The 19009-nt window shown below is 36.7% G+C and carries 22 protein-coding genes; 3 read left to right on the top strand and 19 right to left on the bottom strand.

Annotated features, from left to right (window positions below; all coding sequences use genetic code 11):
* Positions 1-376: 376 nt before the first annotated feature.
* Genes M3Z76_RS18040 through M3Z76_RS18020 form a run of 5 tightly spaced genes read right to left on the bottom strand, consistent with a single transcriptional unit; the run spans position 377 to position 3915 of the window.
* Positions 377-622, bottom strand: coding sequence for a response regulator transcription factor (locus M3Z76_RS18040; RefSeq protein WP_293929416.1), 246 nt, complete (start codon positions 620-622; stop codon positions 377-379).
* A 7-nt stretch (positions 623-629) separates the two neighbouring features.
* The gene (locus tag M3Z76_RS18035) at positions 630-1649 is read right to left on the bottom strand and encodes a sensor histidine kinase (RefSeq protein ID WP_293929418.1); all 1020 of its coding nucleotides are present in this window, start codon (positions 1647-1649) and stop codon (positions 630-632) included.
* 56 nt (positions 1650-1705) lie between these two features.
* Positions 1706-2836: a hypothetical protein gene (locus tag M3Z76_RS18030; RefSeq protein WP_293929420.1), complete on the bottom strand. Its 1131-nt coding sequence runs from the start codon at positions 2834-2836 to the stop codon at positions 1706-1708.
* Between the two features lie 3 nt (positions 2837-2839).
* Positions 2840-3004, bottom strand: coding sequence for a competence pheromone ComX (gene comX / locus M3Z76_RS18025; protein ID WP_293929422.1), 165 nt, complete (start codon positions 3002-3004; stop codon positions 2840-2842).
* Between the two features lie 11 nt (positions 3005-3015).
* Positions 3016-3915, bottom strand: a complete 900-nt coding sequence (locus tag M3Z76_RS18020; RefSeq protein WP_293929424.1) for a polyprenyl synthetase family protein — start codon at positions 3913-3915, stop codon at positions 3016-3018.
* 448 nt (positions 3916-4363) lie between these two features.
* Between M3Z76_RS18020 and M3Z76_RS18015 the strand changes: the two genes are divergently transcribed.
* Positions 4364-5188 carry a hypothetical protein gene (locus M3Z76_RS18015; protein ID WP_293929425.1) on the top strand — a complete coding sequence of 275 codons (825 nt, stop codon included), beginning with the start codon at positions 4364-4366 and terminating at the stop codon, positions 5186-5188.
* A gap of 18 nt (positions 5189-5206) precedes the next feature.
* The gene (locus M3Z76_RS18010; RefSeq protein WP_293929427.1) at positions 5207-5674 is read left to right on the top strand and encodes a hypothetical protein; all 468 of its coding nucleotides are present in this window, start codon (positions 5207-5209) and stop codon (positions 5672-5674) included.
* Between the two features lie 565 nt (positions 5675-6239).
* Here M3Z76_RS18010 and M3Z76_RS18005 read toward each other — a convergent pair.
* The 5 genes from M3Z76_RS18005 to M3Z76_RS17985 form a co-directional block, all read right to left on the bottom strand.
* Positions 6240-7442, bottom strand: coding sequence for an MFS transporter (locus M3Z76_RS18005; protein WP_293929428.1), 1203 nt, complete (start codon positions 7440-7442; stop codon positions 6240-6242).
* 127 nt (positions 7443-7569) lie between these two features.
* Positions 7570-8529 (bottom strand): ribose-phosphate diphosphokinase, encoded by a 960-nt coding sequence (locus tag M3Z76_RS18000; protein WP_293929430.1) that lies wholly within the window; start codon positions 8527-8529, stop codon positions 7570-7572.
* A 23-nt stretch (positions 8530-8552) separates the two neighbouring features.
* Entirely contained in the window at positions 8553-9917 is a 1365-nt protein-coding gene (gene glmU, locus M3Z76_RS17995) for a bifunctional UDP-N-acetylglucosamine diphosphorylase/glucosamine-1-phosphate N-acetyltransferase GlmU (RefSeq protein WP_293929432.1), read from the bottom strand.
* 178 nt (positions 9918-10095) lie between these two features.
* Positions 10096-10380, bottom strand: coding sequence for a septation regulator SpoVG (gene spoVG / locus M3Z76_RS17990; RefSeq protein ID WP_293929434.1), 285 nt, complete (start codon positions 10378-10380; stop codon positions 10096-10098).
* A 363-nt stretch (positions 10381-10743) separates the two neighbouring features.
* Positions 10744-11430: a C40 family peptidase gene (locus M3Z76_RS17985; RefSeq protein ID WP_293929436.1), complete on the bottom strand. Its 687-nt coding sequence runs from the start codon at positions 11428-11430 to the stop codon at positions 10744-10746.
* Between the two features lie 122 nt (positions 11431-11552).
* Here M3Z76_RS17985 and M3Z76_RS17980 point away from each other — a divergent pair, with 122 nt between their 5' ends.
* On the top strand, positions 11553-11885 hold the full coding sequence (locus tag M3Z76_RS17980; RefSeq protein WP_293929438.1) for a hypothetical protein: 333 nt from the start codon (positions 11553-11555) through the stop codon (positions 11883-11885).
* 41 nt (positions 11886-11926) lie between these two features.
* On the opposite strand, the gene M3Z76_RS17975 is transcribed toward M3Z76_RS17980, so the two are convergent.
* The 9 genes from M3Z76_RS17975 to M3Z76_RS17935 all read right to left on the bottom strand — a co-directional run bounded on the left by M3Z76_RS17975 (position 11927) and on the right by M3Z76_RS17935 (position 18901).
* Positions 11927-12301, bottom strand: coding sequence for a RidA family protein (locus tag M3Z76_RS17975; protein WP_293929440.1), 375 nt, complete (start codon positions 12299-12301; stop codon positions 11927-11929).
* A complete protein-coding gene (gene purR / locus M3Z76_RS17970; protein WP_293929442.1) occupies positions 12302-13129 on the bottom strand; it encodes a pur operon repressor in 828 nt (275 codons plus the stop codon).
* A gap of 70 nt (positions 13130-13199) precedes the next feature.
* The gene (gene ispE, locus M3Z76_RS17965; protein WP_293929444.1) at positions 13200-14066 is read right to left on the bottom strand and encodes a 4-(cytidine 5'-diphospho)-2-C-methyl-D-erythritol kinase; all 867 of its coding nucleotides are present in this window, start codon (positions 14064-14066) and stop codon (positions 13200-13202) included.
* A gap of 178 nt (positions 14067-14244) precedes the next feature.
* Positions 14245-14433, bottom strand: a complete 189-nt coding sequence (locus M3Z76_RS17960; RefSeq protein WP_066165629.1) for a small, acid-soluble spore protein, alpha/beta type — start codon at positions 14431-14433, stop codon at positions 14245-14247.
* Between the two features lie 119 nt (positions 14434-14552).
* Positions 14553-14810 carry a biofilm formation stimulator Veg gene (gene veg / locus M3Z76_RS17955; RefSeq protein WP_293929447.1) on the bottom strand — a complete coding sequence of 86 codons (258 nt, stop codon included), beginning with the start codon at positions 14808-14810 and terminating at the stop codon, positions 14553-14555.
* 146 nt (positions 14811-14956) lie between these two features.
* Positions 14957-15844: a 16S rRNA (adenine(1518)-N(6)/adenine(1519)-N(6))-dimethyltransferase RsmA gene (gene rsmA, locus M3Z76_RS17950; protein ID WP_293929449.1), complete on the bottom strand. Its 888-nt coding sequence runs from the start codon at positions 15842-15844 to the stop codon at positions 14957-14959.
* A complete protein-coding gene (gene rnmV / locus M3Z76_RS17945; protein WP_293929451.1) occupies positions 15837-16400 on the bottom strand; it encodes a ribonuclease M5 in 564 nt (187 codons plus the stop codon). Before rnmV ends, rsmA begins: the two co-directional genes overlap by 8 nt.
* Before the next feature lie 385 nt (positions 16401-16785).
* Complete coding sequence (locus M3Z76_RS17940; RefSeq protein WP_293929453.1) at positions 16786-17991, bottom strand: G5 and 3D domain-containing protein; 1206 nt, start codon at positions 17989-17991, stop codon at positions 16786-16788.
* Positions 17992-18124: 133 nt separating this feature from the next.
* The gene (locus M3Z76_RS17935) at positions 18125-18901 is read right to left on the bottom strand and encodes a TatD family hydrolase (RefSeq protein WP_293929455.1); all 777 of its coding nucleotides are present in this window, start codon (positions 18899-18901) and stop codon (positions 18125-18127) included.
* Positions 18902-19009: the final 108 nt, after the last annotated feature.

Genomic DNA, 19009 nt, shown 5'->3' with positions numbered 1-19009 from the left:
AGGAAACTATTGAATTGGTGAAAAAGTGTTCAATTGAAATGAGCAAAAACTGTTAATTTTATTTTAGCGGTTACACCTTCATAATACCTCTACTCATGTCTAGATAACAATTGCGTGATTCCGCATATGTTTCATGCGGAATCACGCAATTGTTTATGCGGTATAATGAATGCTAAGATTAAATTACCTACAGTACACAAAGACTTCCTGTCACATACTTGGTCTGTTACCTGTAAATGATTTAAAAAACGAATCTCTTAACTATTTGTAAAGCTAGGAGAATCGTTTTCTATTTGAGTTATTTAGAATAAAAACGAAAGTGTTAGAGGCGCTTTCATTTACATTTCTAATTTGAGAGGTAAAATTAAATTCAAATCTATTGAACATCATATAATTGGATTGGATAATAAGCAAACTGTGGAGCTAAACCAACATACCACAAACAGATTGTACTATAATTAATATCAAGTAAAAATACATCATACTGCGTATGTATAATCACCTCTGAAAATGTCTGTACATCAGCTAATGTCTCCACTACAATATTAGGTGCATCGCTGAAAATTTGCTTGCTTCCCTCTAAAATCAATGGATGGTCATCTACTAATAATAATTTAATCATCCTCACATTACTCCTCTATTTTTATACAAATGCGCATCCCTTCATCTGGTGCAGATATTAGCTCAATGAAACCGTTATATGCATGCACACGCTCTTTCATTCCCTGTAACCCCATCGAGCTTTTCTCGTTCACTTTAGCTAAATCACAACCAATTCCATTATCAAAATAGATTAGTTCAAAGCCCTGTGCTACTGCAGTCAGCGTAATTTTCACATAAGTTGCCTGCGCATGCTTTAAGGCATTATTTAACATCTCTTGAACCGACCGATATATTAATAATGGTAGCTCTGACGCACCTAACGCTATATCCTCGATTTCATGAATGATTGTAAATTCTGCTCGCTCTTCTACTTCTATAAATAGCTTATTTAATGCGGCATGTAAGCCTTGTTTATCCAATAACGGCGGCTTTAATTGTTCACAATACTGGCGCAACTCTACAGTTAATTCGATTAGATGCTCGCGATGTCGCTTGATTAGCTGCATATCTACCTGTGTCACATCCAGCTCTCGTATCAAATAAAGCTGCTGCTGCAAAATCGTATCATGCAACTCTTGTGCAAGCTGTGCTTTTTCATTTTCTAACTGCATCCAAATAAACTTCTGTAACCATGCTGGTGTGCTTTGCTGTGAGCTATCAAGTTGGTCAATAAGCCTTTCTACAAATTGTGTGTTATCAATAAAATTACTTACATACATAATAAGCAGCTCTAAGGATAATAGCTCTTCTTTTTTTAAATAAAGGCCACCTTCATTTGCAATCGTAACAATATATTTTTTATCCAATGTTTCATGTAAACAGCCAATATAATGCTGTCCCATTTTTTTCACTGTACCTAGCTTTAAGCCATCAATCACTTTTGGGCTCGCCATCATTTCCTGTGTCTCATCACCAACTGAGTAAATATGTATCATCACATTGCTGACATTTAATTGCTGTGCCAATGCCTCACTAAAGCGTTTTAGCAATTGGTCAACCGATGGCATATGTGTAATCTGCTCAATGGTTTTATAGACAAAATGCACGTAATTCCCTTTAGGCGAATATAAAACTTTGCGATTTGCATAGTCTATTCGTTCCTTTAAATAAGCATTCCTAGAGTCACGACAAATACGAAAAGGAAACTTTTAAATGCATCTAATGACTGTAGGTCCAATAGAAAATAAAGACCTATAGACAGCATACTAGAAGTAGCAAATGACAGCATACTGTAATAGCGGATTTTTGAAATTTCATACTCAATGTCAAACAGGTAATCTGAGAATTGTGTGAGCAGCAACAAAATAGGAATTAGTAGCAGAAATAACAGACAATTGATTGCAGTCAATATATACTGCCCAAATAAAAGCATTGGTAGTACATAAAGCACTAGGGCTGGTATAAAAGGACCTACTAAACAAAGCAACAATACTAATAGCTGCTGTTTCTTTGTCTTGATATATGCAACTAATAAAATGAGTAATGCATAAATCACAAGAAATACCATCATAACCAGCAGCACCATCGTATTCCATTGATAGATAGTAGGGAATACTTTTTCTAACAATGTTAATATACTGCTCATGATAAGCAATCCATATAGATAATACGGTTTTATAATAAGTACATACTTTAGATTTAAGTATTCAAGGTAATTGATGAAGAAATGAAGCATTAAAACGAGAATTGCTATGCCTCCATTACTGGAAATAAATTTCCCTACACTATCATTATGAATGGTAGCTCCTATACTGCCAAATTCTAATGCAACCGTTAATATAAACAACATAAATATATTGAAAGAATAAAAGGAATCCTTGCGCTTAAAAAATAAATAGACACAAATAATTAAACTAATTATAAAATAACAAGTAGGAAGAGCAATATGATACAACCATTGCGCCCAAAAATCTCTATATGTCATTTCAACCAATCGTTTTTTGCCTTCTACATCTTGAATCATCAAACTATTTGCGCGATTAATAGTGTATCGTGTAGCACCACCTATTTCTTTTATGGGTTGATGATTAACTTCTAATACAATATCCTCTCGCTTAATACTGGAATGCCCAATCATTCCAGTATTAACAAAATCCTTTATAACCCACTGTTGCCCAACTTGCTCTACAACAATTCCGATAAACGGTGATTTTATAATAGGTGCCATTAAATAAAAAAAGATACACGTATAAACAATCATTACTCCCCAAAATACGCTATTTTTTCTATTCATTTTTTATCCTCGCCAAAATGCCACTCGTGCCTTCATTGGTTCATTCATCGCCTCTACAATCGCCTGTTGCTCCCATTTCGATACACCTACAAGCGATAATTTATTATCCTGTAATAGTGAAACCAATTGTGGGTTCTCTGCTAAATGTTTAATTAATTTGCTAACCATAATAAATTCTCCTATTCTACTAATGCTTTTAAATGTTCCTTATCTTTATTGCTGAATGGCATCGTTTCTATTAAATCTAACGCCTTATATTTAAACACATTTTTTATTGCGAGCGCATAGCGGATTGCGCCACTTTCTAACAAAATATTTTCAAAATAAGCACTGTCAATTTCCATTGCCATATCATTGTAATACTTTTTTAAAATATCAGCATATGCCTCTGGCTGTTCCATTAAATAAATGATTGGTAAAGAAAATCTACGATTCAACATATCATTTTTCTTGCCCCATGTTTTCAAATCGTGAATATCATTTAATATTTGTTGAACGACACCAATATACGTGGAATATTGAATGATGCTTTCATCCATTTTCCCAGTAGCTAGTGCAGCGCCAATCGAGCTACTTAATGCAATTAACGCACCTGATTTTGTTTCAATCATATTTAAATAAGATGCTTCGTCTTGTCCTTGATTTTTAATATCTAAGTACTGCCCGTTAATGCTTTTCAGCGCAAATTCATGCAGCAGCTGGATTGCTTGTTCCTTATGTGAAAATGTGCTTTCTTGAATGCATTTGACCGTTAAAAAGAGCATAGCTAAAACCGCATTCATGCCCATTGCTGGATCTTGGCACCACAAATAATCCGCATCCCCATCCTGCAAATCATCTATTATATCAAAGCTCAATATTAATAGCTCAACAGCGGCAGCAATAGCAATAATATCTTCATCCACTTTTGCTTGCTGTGCAAAAGCCTGATAATGAAAAATACAAAGCTCCCCAAAGTCCATTGAAGAATCTTGCTTTTCGCTTATGTACCTTAATAAAGCTGCTTGAAAGTTATGATCTAAATTAGCTGATAGAACAATTGCCTTCATCTTCTCAAATATTTTATTTTTGTATACCAACTTTATCACCCCATTTACACCCATATAATAGTACCATTGTCTCATATTAACAGCAAGAATAACAGATAGATATGTTTATTTTAATAGTGTAAAACTACAAATTTTCATAACTGTATTAATTTCAATTGCGTGGTTCCGCATATAATTTATACGGAACCACGCAATTGTGAATGTGGTATGTATACTGCTAAGATGAAGTCAACTTGAGGGTAGAAAGATATTGTAGAAATGAAAAATATGGATAGTATTTGACTTGTTATTAAAAATAGATTTAGTAACACGAACATAAGCATATCTGAAAGACAAAAACTCTATTTCCTATAGTCAATAACAAATGAAGTATTATGATATCTTCTATATTACATGCTACATTCATTAAACTGTCGTTCCAAGACAACTCAGATTTATACTATTTAAAACCAAACAATATACTTATTTGGAGGTTATTATGACAATTAATACAAATTTAAATCATCAGCAATTCACTACTAACATTCATCATAGATATGATACAGCTGCTTACTCCATTACGAAATCCTCTCTAGAAAGCCAAAGTGATAAAAATAGCAATAATAATTTAATTCAAAAGGAAGATTCGGTTTCTATTTCAAGTGAGGCAAAAACTATGCAGCAAACAGCCAAGATCGCTGCTGCGTCTTCATCATGGCTAGATACTGCTAAAAACTGGGCTAGTTCAACTACATCTTGGCTTAAGAAAGCTGGAGAATTTGCTTTAGACGCTGCTAAAGCAGGTTTGGATTTCTTTGTATTAGACGATGTCAAAACCATCTTTAATCCTAATGCAGGGACTACTGAAAAAGGAATAGCCTTAGTTTCCTTATTCCCAGCAGGGAAAGTAGTTAAAGCAGGAAAATTGTATGAACTTTTAAAGAAAGCTGGGAAGAATGGGGAGGTTGAAGCATTTTCTAATTTAGGGAAAATACAAAAACATAATTCTAAAGGAATTTTATTAGACGGAAATAGTAATACTGGTTGGGAACATATATATAAACGACATGTCTCTGGTACTGCTGCAACTAAAGATACAACCTTATTCCCTAAGGCCTTAAGTGATGCTCAAATTAAAAACTTAGTTATGGAATCTTTAGAAAAAGGAACACTCAAAAGTACACATAGTGATGGAACTAAAGTGTACACTTATAACCCTAAAAAACATGGTATTTCTGAGATGACAACAGTTGTTACAAAAGATAATATTATAAAGACATCTTACCCTGTCAGTGGAACTTCAGTCATAAAAGTAAAAAAATAGTTTGGAGGGCTTTATTCAATGCAATTAATATTTAATATTGAAAATGATATTGCTGTACTAAAAGATACTAACTTAGGTCCTGATTATTATTTGGATAGCTTTTTAGAAGTATTTATCCAAGATATGAATAAGGAATTTTCCTTTTTTTCAACGACAATGCATAGTACAATTTTAATTGCACTATGTGATTTGTTAACACAGCTACATCCAAATGGAGAAAAGCAAATTCTTGATACTTTTGGAAACTCTAATACTTACACATTTGAAATCAGCAATAATGATATCATCATAACAAACTTCGATCACTTCTCACATGAAGAGGAATGGAAACACTCATTTAACTTTTTCGAGTTCACTGTTGCCTATACTGCTGAATTAAGAAACTATTTAACTACTATGAAGAACGTAGATATCCATATTGAAAAACATTCAAGCTATAAACTACTCTCAGAGAAATTAATTCTTTTGGAAAAAATAATTAATTAAAGTGAATTTATAGGAAACTTACCTCGAACTCACGATTTTTAATTAGGAGGATGCTTATGAGAAACTATTGGGTTTTTAACACGCTCATCACTGTACTGTTCATAGCTTCTACAATTCTTTTCTACAAATCTGGCTTTCATAAAACTAGCTTTATTTTTTATTTAGGTGCCGCACTCATTTTTGTGGTTCTCAGCACTATAAACTATCGAGCTAATTACAAAAAATGAGGTGAATTTCTTGGATTTAATATACATACCCCTGTTGCTCGCCTCTTTATTCCTATTTGTAATAGCCTATCTTGAACGAAACAAAGAACAAAAGGGCTTAAGCAATCCAATTTTACTAGGTGTAATTGGATTGCTCTATATCTTACTCATGTCTTTAGATTATCATTTTATGGCCGTGCTTATCGGTGTAGCGGGCTTAGTAATTTTAATTATTACTATCCTTCAAAGGACAACACTAAAACGGAAGTAGCGAAGCTAACCTTGTACACAAATTCCATTCAAATGTAGAAAGGCTGTACTTCTACGACCATTCGTCACAGAAGTACAGCCTTGTTGTTTTATTGCAATGCTCCACGGTCCCTACTTGTCATCCACACATAAAGGAATCCAAAGGCCCCAGCCAATCGAACAATCGTGCTAATATTCATCGCAGTTGACATCGTAAATGCTTCGAGTAGCCAAATACCAATTTGTGGTGCAATAAAGGCGATAATTGCTAGCAATACATTATAGCTGGTGATGCAATATGTACGGTTTTCCTTTGGCGAATTTTCCAACAGCAAATTAAATAAAATTAAAACTGTACCTGATACGAATAAACCCGATTGCACGGACATCAATGTTAAATAAATAAAGTTTGTTGACAATGCCATCGCAAATGGAGCAACAGCCATTCCGAAGGCTATCCATACAAAGACGCGCATATTGCCATACTTATCAGCCCATTTACGCCATAATGGGAAAGAGAAAATTTGTGCGAGCATATTGGCAGCACTAAACATACTAATCCAAAAAATCGTCGCCTCTGCATAGCGCACATTGTAAATATTAAAAAGTCCCCATGCCATTTGCCAGCCGAAATTAAAAATTAACGCCACCAATAAAAAGCGGACATAATTTGTGTCTTTGAAAATTGCCCAATTCATCGCTTTCTTACGTTCCTTTTGCTGTGTAGGAGCGCCTTCCTCATGCCTCAACAAAAAATAAACCTCCAATAAACCAAAGCAAAAGGCTAATCCAAAGAGCAGCTGATAGGCTAAGGTGTTCGTTGTTGCATCACGCATAATAATGCCAATTGTCAATGTTGAAATCAGTCCTACGATTGTTAACAGCCGATTGCGGTCACTGAAAAATTGCCCGCGCCTTCTGTCCTCAATCATATTGCCAATCAATGCCTGCCAGCCCATATTAGCCATTGTGTTCGGAATGCTCATCAGTGCAATTAGTGCTAATAATGCCCATGATGCAATGGATTGTGGAATATAGGCAATAAAAATTAACAGCATAAAAACAAGCCTTGCCATCAATACTGAAAAGGCAACAAGCTTCTTCTGTTCCGCCGCTTTATTGAGCATAATCGCAGCTGGCACTGTCATTAATAATGTGATCAAGGGCGGAATTGAGCTAATTAACCCTACTTGATAATTGGTCGCTCCTAAAATTGCCATCGAAAATATCGGAATATAGTTTGCTGTTGTATTCAGCGTCAATGTCGATGCCATTCCATGATAAATGCTTATCTTTTCATTATAAGTTCTCATTCAACCGCTACTTTCTATTGTTGTTAACTTGATTATAGCGAATGTAATGTTCTGCACAACTATTTTTTTAAAATGACAAAAGCTGTATAGGAGGTAGTTGAACTACCTTCTATACAGCTCTTAATGATTAATCGAATAATGTACTTACCGATTTGTTTTCATAAACACGAGAGATTGCATCTGCCATTAATTTTGCTACAGAAAGCTCTTTAATCTTTGGTGATTTCTTTTCTTCCGATAGCTGAATTGTATTTGTTACGACTAACTCTTTAATTGCTGAATTTTCAATACGCTCAATCGCAGGACCAGATAATACAGGGTGTGAGCAGCAAGCATACACTTCCTTCGCACCTGATTCTAATAATGCGTTTGCACCGATTGTAATTGTACCAGCCGTATCGATAATATCATCAATTAAAATACAAATTTTACCTTCAACATTACCTACAATATTCATTACTTCTGCCACATTTGGTTTTGGACGGCGTTTATCAATAATTGCGATTGGTGCTTTTAGACGCTCTGCCATTTTACGTGCGCGCGTTACACCACCATGGTCTGGTGATACAATGACAACTTCGTCCGAATTAAAGCCTTTTGAGCCAAAGTAGTCAGCAAGAATTGGCACTGCTACTAAATGGTCGATTAAAATATCGAAGAAGCCTTGAATTTGTGGTGCATGTAAATCTAATACGATAACGCGTGTTGCACCAGCAGTTTCTAATAGGTTCGCTACTAATTTTGCAGTAATTGGCTCACGTGCTTTTGCTTTACGGTCTTGACGAGCATAGCCATAGTAAGGCATAACTACATTGACAGTACGTGCAGAGGCGCGCTTTACTGCATCAACCATAATTAAAAGCTCCATTAAATGTTCATTTACAGGTGCAGAAGTTGACTGCACAATGAATACATCGCAACCACGAATACTTTCTTCAATGCTAATTTGAATTTCTCCATCACTGAAATGTTTTACAGATGATTTACCTAACTCTACACCCATCTCTTGTGCAATTTCTTGTGCAAGTGGGTTATTTGAGTTTAGTGAGAAAAGTTTTAGTTTTGAGTCAGCGTAATGATATGGCATGATGCCCTCCTGTTTTCTATATATTATTTTAATTTATTGACATAACCTAATTTATTTTCCTGTCTTGCACGTGCAATCGCTAGTGCGTCCTCAGGTACTTCCTTTGTAATTGTAGAGCCTGCTGCGATAAACGCGTTTTTACGCACTGTTACAGGTGCAACTAAATTCGTATTACAGCCTACAAATACATCGTCCTCAATAATCGTTTTATACTTATTTTTACCATCATAATTGACAGTAATCGAGCCGCAGCCAATATTGACGTTTTTTCCAATCTCTGCGTCACCAATATAGCTTAAATGCGACACTTTCGATTCGTCCTGAATTTGGCTCTTTTTCACTTCCACGAAGTTGCCAATCTTCACATTGTTGCCAAGTGTAGATTCTGGACGGATATGTGCAAATGGACCAACTGCTACTTTATCACCAATAACACTGCTTTTAACTACAGAACTATGGACAGTTGTATTTTGACCAATTTGGCTGTCGATAATATGGCTGTTAGGACCGATTTCGCAATCTTCACCAATGACTGTAACACCTTCAATAATTGTGCCTGGTAAAATAATTGTGTCGCTCCCAATTACCGCATCTGCGCTAATATGTGTCGTTGCGGGATTAATAATTGTCACGCCGTTACGCATATGACGTTCATTAATACGTGCACGCATTAATTCCTCAGCCTGTGATAAGGCAAAGCGATCGTTAATACCTAATGTTTCATTAAAATCCTTTGTCACATATGCTGCTACAATTTCTTGCTGCTTTTGTAAAATCTCAATTACGTCAGGTAAATAATATTCACCTTGCGCATTGTCATTATTCACAAGCTTTAATGTTTCAAATAAAAGCTTATTATCGAAGCAGTATGTGCCCGTATTAATTTCCTTTACAAGATGCTGCTCTGGTGTTGCATCCTTATGCTCCACAATTTGTGCAACTTGCCCACCCTCATTGCGGATAATGCGCCCGTAACCTGTTGGATCCTCTGCAATAGCTGTTAAAATTGTCGCTTTGGCATTTTGCTCACGGTGAAAGTCAACTAACGCCTTCATCGTTTCTGGTCGAATAAGCGGTGTATCTCCACATACGACAAGTGTTATGCCTTCAAGATTGCCTAAAATAGCTTCTGCTTGTTGAACCGCATGTGCCGTTCCTAATTGCTCAGCCTGTAGCACATACTCACTTTTATCACCTAATTGCTCCTGTACTTTATCAGCACCATGACCAACTACTGTTACGATACGATGAACATCAAGTGTTTCAATATGATTGATAACATGCTCCACCATTGGCTTGCCACAAACAGGATGCAGCACTTTATATAATTTGGACTTCATGCGTGTTCCTTGGCCGGCAGCCAAAACAATTGCAAAAATATTTGTCATATAAGTCCCCCAGTTTAACTCTAAGTCTCATATTGACTATATAGTAAATCAGCCTGTTTTTCAAGGTATTGTGGCTTGACAAAACGATGACATATTTATAGGGAGATTTATCCTTTTAAAATAAAATAGCTGTTGGAAAACCTTTGCATATGCATGGTTTTCCAACAGCATAATTGACTTATGCATTCACTTGCTCTAGCGTTTCTTCCTCACTTGATGCATAGTATGCAGCTAACACGCTCTCTTGAATTTTATTGCGTGTAGTTGACTTAATTGGATGCGCGATATCACGGAATTCACCATCTGGCGTGCGCTTACTTGGCATTGCCACAAATAAGCCTGAGTTACCATCTATTACACGAATATCATGTATAACGAATTCATCATCTAGTGTGATGGAAGCGATCGCACGCATACGCCCCTCTAAATGTACACGTCGTAATCTTACATCTGTTACTTCCATTCTCTCACCCCCTTAATCTAAGATGCCTTTGCTAAAAATTGATATTCTCCTTATAGAATATCAATCTCTATCTTAATAATACTAAATTATTTAAATAGTTTAAATATTTAAATAATTTATTTTAAAAATTTTAGGTAAAGTGAGCGAAATTTGCTTTAAATGATAGGATTTAAGTATTATTAATTTATAATGAATCAAAGGTGCAATATTAGTTTCTTGCAGCTTTATTTCTAAATTGAGCAATTAAACAGTTGATTTCTGAATCCATTAGAATAAGCGCATTGGCATTTTACAAATTGTAAAATGCCAATGCGCCTTCATGTTAAACATAAATCTTGTTCCAATCTCATGTTATATTTATAATTAGAGTTTCACAAGTACTCTCATATCATGATACCCTGCATAATTCACAAATAAGACTGGTACTACAGGATCTCCTAGGGATAAAAATTGATTTGCTCCGAAATAATATGCTTGCCATACTAATAAAGAGCAGTATGTAGTATTCAATGAAAGAGTTTTTGATAAATCAGAGTTAATTGTTACAGCATAAGTTTTTTTCGAACCAGCCCCGCCAGTACCATAATAATTCCTAGCCCAATCGGCAGCATTTTTACCTCTTGTAGCATTATTAGGTCTAACGACTGTAGTTTCTGCATAGCTTTTATACCACGTAGTGAGAGGAATTAGTGTAGGTAGTTTACCTTTGCCTGCAGTATGAATTACCGCTCCTGCATCAGAGACTACTATACCAACATGACCACTAATTCCTTTACAAATATTAGGATCATTTTTACATTGTATACTTGGAGTATATAATATATCCCCCGCCTTAGGTACATATGCAGGGATTGAGAAAGGAGTGTAGTCTGAATCTGATACTGTTGCAGTAGGTAAATCCTTTATGATTTCTTGGTATATCCTCTCTTGTTCATCCATATCAATATCCTCAAAAAGATTTACATTTGCATAAGAATTAGAAAGATTGAAATTGAACATTAGCATCAAAGTTGTCAATAATAGTATTGATAATTTTAATTTTTTTTGCATGTGATTACCTCTTTCCTTTAAATTATGGTATGATATAAACATTACTATATAAACCTTATAATGTAAATTAAGGGTATTATAAGGTTTATATCAAATTATTTAGAATGAAGGTGGATATTTTTATGAAAGGAAAATGGCGCTTTATAAAAAAATGGCTTTTTATTCTTTACTTTATTGCTTCTATAGGCATAATATTGTACTTCACTTATCAAAATTATCGAATGGGTAATGTAGAGGACAGAGAGGAATTACTTGCTGCTGTCATATTTGATTTGTATGAGGTACAGTCACTTACGAAGGAAGATGTGCGTGATATTGAAGTTTTTCGAAGTGATGCGGGGATTTATCCATATTTTTATAATGTTTTAGTAACATTAGAAAATGGCAGTGCCTTAAGCTATACATGGGGAAGTCCTGAAAAGGATTATTTTGATATAGATGTTTATCCAAAATAAGCAGTAGGGAAGGTATTTGTCTACCTTCCCTACTGCTGCTTTTATTTTACTAATGCAATGACTTCGATTTCGACTTTTACGTCCTTTGGTAAACGGGCTACCTCTACCGCAGAGCGCGCTGGCTTATGCTCACCGAAATGAGAAGCATATACTTCGTTCATCGCAGCAAAATCATTCATATCCTTCATGAATACAGTTGTTTTCACAACTTGATCTAATGACGAGCCTGCTGCTGCAAGCACTGCCTTTAAATTTTCAAATACTTGATTCGTTTGTTCAACGATATCGCCATCTACTAGCTCACCAGAAGCTGTTAATGGAATTTGACCTGATGAATAAAACATATTATTGACAATCATGCCTTGTGCGTATGGTCCAATTGCTGCTGGTGCTTTTGTTGTTGCTACTGCTTTCATTTACAATCTCTCCTTTTGAAAGTAATTGCCTTCGCTTAATTCAATAATGCGATCCTTCTCATTGACTTCGTGAAGCTTTACTAATGAATAATAATCGTCCACTAATCGCTCATCCGCATGCTGTGCCTCAACTAATACGGCGATACCTGCTAGCTCACATTCAAATTCCTCTAACAAGCTTTTCATACCATTCACCGTACCGCCTACCTTCATAAAATCGTCGGTAATTAGTACACGTTGTCCACTTTTCATGCTACGTTTAGATAAAACCATCGTTTGAATACGACGCGAAGAGCCTGATACATAATTAATACTCACTGTTGATCCTTCAGTTACTTTGCTATCTCGACGCACAACCACAACAGGAACGTTCAAATGACGCGCAATTGCATGAGCAATCGAAATACCTTTTGTTGCTACTGTCATAATAACATCGATTTGCTGCTCAGCAAAGACGCTCGCAAATACTTTTCCTACTCGATTCATAAAGTCTGGGTTGCCAAGTAAATCCGTCATAAATAAATAGCCACCTGGCAATAAACGATCTGATTGCTGTAGCTGAGTAATCAACTCTTGAATCATATCCTTTACTTCCTGCTCAGACATTTTCGGAATATATTTTACCCCGCCTGCTGCACCAGGTACTGTTATTAAAAGTCCGATTCCCTTCTCCTCAAACGTTTCCTTCACAATCGTTAAATCTTCGCTAATCGAAGATTTCGCTGACTGATATAATTCCGAAAAGTACGTAAGGGGGATCAATTGGTGGGGATGTTCAAGCAAGTAGTATGTCATATCGACAAGTCGTTCACTACGCTTCCATTTCATAATATGACCCTCTCCTATTTCTATTAAGAATACGAATATTTTATACGTAAGTTATCATAAATGTACGCATTTACGCAAGTGTATTCCTCTCTCCAAGCAAGCGAACTGTATACACCTCATCACAAAAGCCTCGCAATCCGTTATAAATTCTAGCAATGCGTGCCTCGCTGTCTACCAAGCCAAAAACAGTCGGTCCACTACCGCTCATTAGCACTGCATCTGCACCCAATCGATACATTTGCTCTTTAATCATTGAAACCTCAGGGTGAAGCTTTAATGTCACACTTTCTAACACATTGCCAAGCGACGTACATAATGCACTATAATCCTTGCTTGCAATAGCTGCTATCGCTTTTGCTGTATCAGGGTGCGCTACATTATCTAATTGCAATCCACCATAGACATCCGCTGTCGATACACCAATTTTTGGCTTTGCTAGCACAATCCAGCAATTTGGTGGTGCTGGGAGCTCCTCTATTTTTTCACCACGACCTGTTGCACGTGCAGTGCCTCCGTAGACACAAAATGGTACATCTGAGCCAATTTGTGCCCCAAGCTCTGCTAGCTCATCTATCGTTAAATTTAAATTCCATAGCTCATTTAAACCGCGAAGCGTCGCTGCTGCATCACTGCTTCCCCCTGCTAAACCTGCGGCTATTGGAATTTCCTTATCTATCGTAATCGATACACCCTCTTTAATACCGTATGTATCTTGTAATAGCCTTGCTGCCTGATAAGCAAAATTGCGCTCATCGCTCGGTACAAAGCGATCTGCTGAAATAATTTTAATTAAGCCATCCTGACGTGCCTCTAAGCCAATTCGATCTGACAGGTCAATCGTTGTCATAATCATGTCAACCTCGTGATAATTGTCAGGTCTTTTATATAGTACATCTAATGTTAAATTAATTTTAGCTGGCGCTTTAATGTAAAGCATCTTTCATTTCCTCCCTATTCAAGCTCTCGTATTTCTATTTTATCATATTCATTGTCTGGAAAACGAAATAGGAATAATTAGAAAATAAAAAAGAGAGCCGCTCGAAAAGTAATACTTCTCGAACAGCCTCTTGCCAACGTTCCTTATTTTGATCGGTTTTTTAAGTTAACATCTTTCACTACTTTGTATCAGTAGCTTGTTGTTCAGCAAGAAGTTTTTCTGCCTTTTCAATCGCATGTTTAACCATATTCCCTGCATCACGGGTAGTAATACCACCCCAGCCTTCACGTTCTACTACATCATAAAATCCAAGTTCCTTTGCAATCTCTTCCTTTAGACGATTCGACATGATGCCTTTTCGCGCCATGCAGATGACCTCCCTTTCTCAAGTTCAGTTGGATTCTTTAGTATGCTTACATCTACTTGCTTTATACTGCTAAAAACAAAAAACACTCAAAAACTTGAGTGCTTTTTACATATGAATAACTATTTACCTACCGCGATTGCGTCATCTAAAAAAGTAATTTCTACTGCCTCTGTTAAAATATCTGTGTAGCTGTAAGAAACACGCTTGCACGCATTTTCATTTTGATCGAGCTCCACTACGAATACCGCACGATGTGTTTCGCTTAGTACACCTGCACACTCAACCGTTTTTTTACGGCTACCGTTCGCTCTTATTTGCAAACGTTTGCCTAAATGACCATCTAAAGCCTTTTTAATATTGGCAATTGTTTTTGGCATTTCGCATACACCTCACTAAATAATAGTGTATCACGATTTATAAACATTGTCAAAAATAATATATTTTATCACCATACAATTATTTTAGTCAACTTTTTTCTCACAAAAAAAATTATTTTTTTTATTATGGTCTTAAGTTTGCCAAATTATAAGTGTTTCGCAAAAGTTGGATAAAGTGCGTCTGCTAATTTACCGAACTCTTGAATTGTTAGTGTTTCGCCACGGCGCGTTGGCTCAATTTCACACGTAGTTAACGCCTCTAAAATAGCCTCTTTCTTTTGCTTACCATTTGGTAGTCCTGCCTGCAAGTTGTTCAAAATCGTTTTTCGGCGTTGCACAAACGACGCTCGTGTCACCTCAAATAAAAATTCCTCATCCATAACCTGTACAGGTGGTGCATCATGCTTGATTAGGCGAATGACCGCTGATTCGACATTTGGCTGTGGCATAAATACCGTTTTCGGTACCATCATCGCAATCTCTGCTGAAACATAATATTGAATGGCAATTGAAAGAGAGCCATATTCCTTCGTACCAGGCTTGGCTGTAATGCGGTCTGCTACCTCTTTTTGCATCATAACGACGAAGCCACGAATCGGCAGTCGGTCATGTAATAGCTTTAATAAAATTGGCGTTGTTACATAATACGGCAAATTGGCAACAACCATAATATCTTGAATATCTGGCATTTCCTTTGCGATGACCTGCGCTACATCTGCCTTTAAAATGTCTGAATGAACAATCGTTACATTATCATATGGGCTTAATGTATCCTCAAGCACAGGCAATAAGCGTTGGTCAATTTCAAATGATACAACCTTCTTTGCCGCACGAGCCAAATGCTCAGTTAAAGCACCGATTCCTGGTCCAATTTCAATTGCACCGCTATTTTCTGTTAGCTGCGCATGCCCAACAATGTTGCGTAAAATATTTGGATCGATTAAAAAGTTTTGGCCTAAGCTTTTTTTGAATGAAAATCCATACTTTTGTAAAATTTCCTTTGTGCGAATAGGTGTTGCAATATCTTTATGCATTTTGTGCCTCCTGATCTAACTGTGCAATTGCTTGTGCAAATTGAGCTTGTGTAATTTGAAACATTTTTAAACGCTTATGCAGCTGCTTGCCATTTGTCATACCAATATTCAATATTTCCCCTAACCGATTGCGTCGCTCCTTCGATTGCGGATGCCCCATAAGGCGGGCTAGCATTAAATCCTCAAGTGTGATTTCCTCTGTTTGGATATGCTCATTCGGCGTATAGACATTTTCAAGCGCTTGACGAATATCTTCATCGTTTGCATGCTCAATTCCAAGACCTTTACCATTTTTAGCGATCGTTTTATTTTTCGCTAAAAAAGCATGCTTAACATTCGGTATACGTTCTTCGATAATTGCTCGTATGCGACGTCCTGGATAGTCTGGGTCCGTAAAAACAATGACACCTCGTTTTTCCTGTGCATGCTGAATACGGCTTAGTATTTCTTCATTAATTGCGGAGCCATTCGTTTCAATTGTATCAGCACCAACAGCTCGCTTAATCGCTGTCGTATCATCTTTACCTTCTACAACGATAATTTCTCGTATATCCAAAAATGTGCCTCTTTTCTTTCATTAGTTATAAGGTTATTTTAGCATATTTATTAGGTGCCAGGCACTCACACAATTCTCACACAATTAGAAAGGCAAGGGTGCGGAGGGAAATTCAAAATTCCCTACACCCTTGCCTTTGAACATTTTGGTAATGCTTAAACTTTTTTTGTTCGCTTGTATGAAAACACGTAGAAATGTGGCTGCCATTATAAAAGCAGCACTTACTATTAGACTGTCTAATCAGCCTCGTACACGTAGTTTATTACTTCCGGATTTTTCAAAATCTGAGCCATCCGCCGATGCCTTTATCTTGATTCAATGAATGTATATCAAGATAAATACAGCACGAAAGGAACGAGCTAAAGATTCAGCTCATTGCTTATTATTAATTTAATACTTTAATGCGGACTTGCTTACGCCCCCAGCTATATGCCTGCTGCTTTGTTTGCATAAGGATATCAATTTTATTGCCCTTGATTGCGCCACCTGTGTCGCCAGCAATCGCATAGCCGTAGCCTTCAACCCATACTTTTGTTCCTAATGGAATAACGTTTGGGTCTACCGCAATTAATTTTAAATCTGGATTGCTACGCAAGTTAATACCTGCTGCTGAAGTGCCTGAGCAACCATTACAATATGGTGTATATGCTGTAGCTGTTACATAAAACTCCTTGCCACCTGCAGGTGCTGCTGCATTGCTACGAGAAACACTTGCAGTTACAACTTTTGTTCCTACAGCTACTACTTTTGTTGTCGGCTCTTTTTTCACCTTTTCAGACTTCAATGTTTTATCGACAACTTTACCATTTTCTTTTACTACTTCATAAGTACGCTCTACTTTCCCAACTGCGCCTTCTGTTACAACCTTTTCTTTGCCCTTAAGCAATGAAGAATCGTTTTTCTTTTCGACTGCGAAATCAACGGATTCTTCCACTACATCGGTAACCTTTTCTACGCGAACAACTACGATTTTTCCTTCTGGAGTGATAACATCCTCCAGTTTATTCTCGACACGATCAAATTCACCTAATTGAATTTCTTGTTGTTTTAAAAAGTTAGCGACCGTAGTCGAAGTGGACCAAACTTGTCTCTTCTCTAAGCCATCGACAAGCGTTAACTGAAACGCCTTTTGAATATCGATTTTGTTATCTGCTCCTACTTCAGTATTTAAGCCTTGTGATACTTTATCGTGCTCTGTTACCTCGATATTTGCTTCTTCCAAAATGTTCTTCACTACTTTTTCAGTTGTCCATACATTTGACTCTTCCCCGTCAACTGAAACGATTACTTCTCTTGCCTGTTCCCATTCAATCGTCATTCCACTAACGATTTTGGTATCTACTGAGGGTGTTACTTTATCATATTCTGATACGTTAATGTGGCGTGCTTGTAAAAGCTCGCCAACAGTTTCTGCGTGTGTTGCTACTTTTTGCTCTTCCCCGTTCGCCATAATAACGACAGGTGATTTCGTCCCTTGGAAAAGAACGAATGAAATTACAGCAGCAAACAAGACAAACGATAAAATTTTTGTTCTTGTTTCCTTGCTCCTCAATGATCCTAAGAACTGGCTTTTCATGGAATTATTTGACATGAAAATACGCCTCCTTGATACTCGCTGAATTATACGGACTAGATTTCATGCTGTCAACTATAAAGTTTTTTAGCCGTTAAAAAACACTTTCAACAAAGTGCTTTAAATGCAGTATTGGAGGCGACTTCACAAATTAAACATCCAATTTAAAAAAGCGTATTGCATTTGCTGTTGTAGCGTTAGCAACTTCTTCCAAAGAAAGCTCTTTTTGTCTTGCAATTTCCTCTGCTACTAACGGCACATAGCAAGGCTCATTTCTTTTCCCACGATATGGGTGAGGAGCCAAGTATGGTGCGTCTGTTTCAATCAGTAAATGCTCTAAAGGTATTTCCTTTGCTACTTCCTTCGGTTGACGTGCATTTTTGAATGTAACAGGACCACCTAAGCTAATCATGAAATTCATATCAATGCATTCACGGGCCGTTTCCACGCTGCCTCCAAAGCAGTGCATAATCCCGCCGACAGTCGCAGCATTTTCCTCACGTAAAATGCGCACAACGTCCCCAGTTGCATCTCGATTATGAATGATAATTGGTAAATTCAATTTTTGTGCTAGCTTGATTTGCTTACGGAACCAAAACTGTTGCACATCCTTTGGTGACTTGTCCCAATAATAATCAAGTCCTGTTTCACCAATACCGACTACTTTCGGATGTGCTGCAAGCTCCTCAATCCATGCTAAGTCTTGCTCTGTGCAATCAATTGCATCAACAGGATGCCAGCCGATAACTGCATAAATAAAATCACATTGATTTGCCAATGACATTGCTCGTTCAATCGTTTTTCGATCAAAGCCAATGACAACCATTTTTTCGACCTTTGCCTCTAAAGCGCGATCAATTACTTGCTGTAAATCATCATCATATTGATCTGCATTTAAATGCACATGTGTATCTATAAAAGCTACCATTTTCATTACTCCTGACGTTTATTTTATTTGATTGAATTATTTCTTAGTTTTCAGAAACATTACATTTGTATTACAAAAACGGTCATTTCGTGACATTATATGTGTATA

This window comes from Metasolibacillus sp., from assembly GCF_025291715.1.
GTDB classification, from domain to species: domain Bacteria; phylum Bacillota; class Bacilli; order Bacillales_A; family Planococcaceae; genus Metasolibacillus; species Metasolibacillus louembei.
This window is presented reverse-complemented; position numbering and strand designations above follow the sequence as displayed.

Excerpts from the sequence above, each read along its gene's own strand:
- M3Z76_RS18015 (WP_293929425.1), top strand. The coding sequence starts at position 4,364 with ATGACAATTAATACAAATTTAAATCATCAGCAATTCACTACTAACATT.
- spoVG (WP_293929434.1), bottom strand. The coding sequence starts at position 10,380 with ATGGAAGTAACAGATGTAAGATTACGACGTGTACATTTAGAGGGGCGT.
- M3Z76_RS17980 (WP_293929438.1), top strand. The coding sequence starts at position 11,553 with ATGAAAGGAAAATGGCGCTTTATAAAAAAATGGCTTTTTATTCTTTAC.
- M3Z76_RS18040 (WP_293929416.1), bottom strand. The coding sequence starts at position 622 with ATGATTAAATTATTATTAGTAGATGACCATCCATTGATTTTAGAGGGA.
- M3Z76_RS17940 (WP_293929453.1), bottom strand. The coding sequence starts at position 17,991 with ATGTCAAATAATTCCATGAAAAGCCAGTTCTTAGGATCATTGAGGAGC.
- M3Z76_RS18000 (WP_293929430.1), bottom strand. The coding sequence starts at position 8,529 with ATGCCATATCATTACGCTGACTCAAAACTAAAACTTTTCTCACTAAAC.
- M3Z76_RS17960 (WP_066165629.1), bottom strand. The coding sequence starts at position 14,433 with ATGGCGCGAAAAGGCATCATGTCGAATCGTCTAAAGGAAGAGATTGCA.
- glmU (WP_293929432.1), bottom strand. The coding sequence starts at position 9,917 with ATGACAAATATTTTTGCAATTGTTTTGGCTGCCGGCCAAGGAACACGC.
- M3Z76_RS17975 (WP_293929440.1), bottom strand. The coding sequence starts at position 12,301 with ATGAAAGCAGTAGCAACAACAAAAGCACCAGCAGCAATTGGACCATAC.
- comX (WP_293929422.1), bottom strand. The coding sequence starts at position 3,004 with ATGGTTAGCAAATTAATTAAACATTTAGCAGAGAACCCACAATTGGTT.
- rsmA (WP_293929449.1), bottom strand. The coding sequence starts at position 15,844 with ATGCATAAAGATATTGCAACACCTATTCGCACAAAGGAAATTTTACAA.
- purR (WP_293929442.1), bottom strand. The coding sequence starts at position 13,129 with ATGAAATGGAAGCGTAGTGAACGACTTGTCGATATGACATACTACTTG.
- M3Z76_RS17935 (WP_293929455.1), bottom strand. The coding sequence starts at position 18,901 with ATGGTAGCTTTTATAGATACACATGTGCATTTAAATGCAGATCAATAT.
- M3Z76_RS18010 (WP_293929427.1), top strand. The coding sequence starts at position 5,207 with ATGCAATTAATATTTAATATTGAAAATGATATTGCTGTACTAAAAGAT.
- M3Z76_RS18030 (WP_293929420.1), bottom strand. The coding sequence starts at position 2,836 with ATGAATAGAAAAAATAGCGTATTTTGGGGAGTAATGATTGTTTATACG.
- ispE (WP_293929444.1), bottom strand. The coding sequence starts at position 14,066 with ATGCTTTACATTAAAGCGCCAGCTAAAATTAATTTAACATTAGATGTA.
- M3Z76_RS17985 (WP_293929436.1), bottom strand. The coding sequence starts at position 11,430 with ATGCAAAAAAAATTAAAATTATCAATACTATTATTGACAACTTTGATG.
- M3Z76_RS18005 (WP_293929428.1), bottom strand. The coding sequence starts at position 7,442 with ATGAGAACTTATAATGAAAAGATAAGCATTTATCATGGAATGGCATCG.
- veg (WP_293929447.1), bottom strand. The coding sequence starts at position 14,810 with ATGCCAAAAACAATTGCCAATATTAAAAAGGCTTTAGATGGTCATTTA.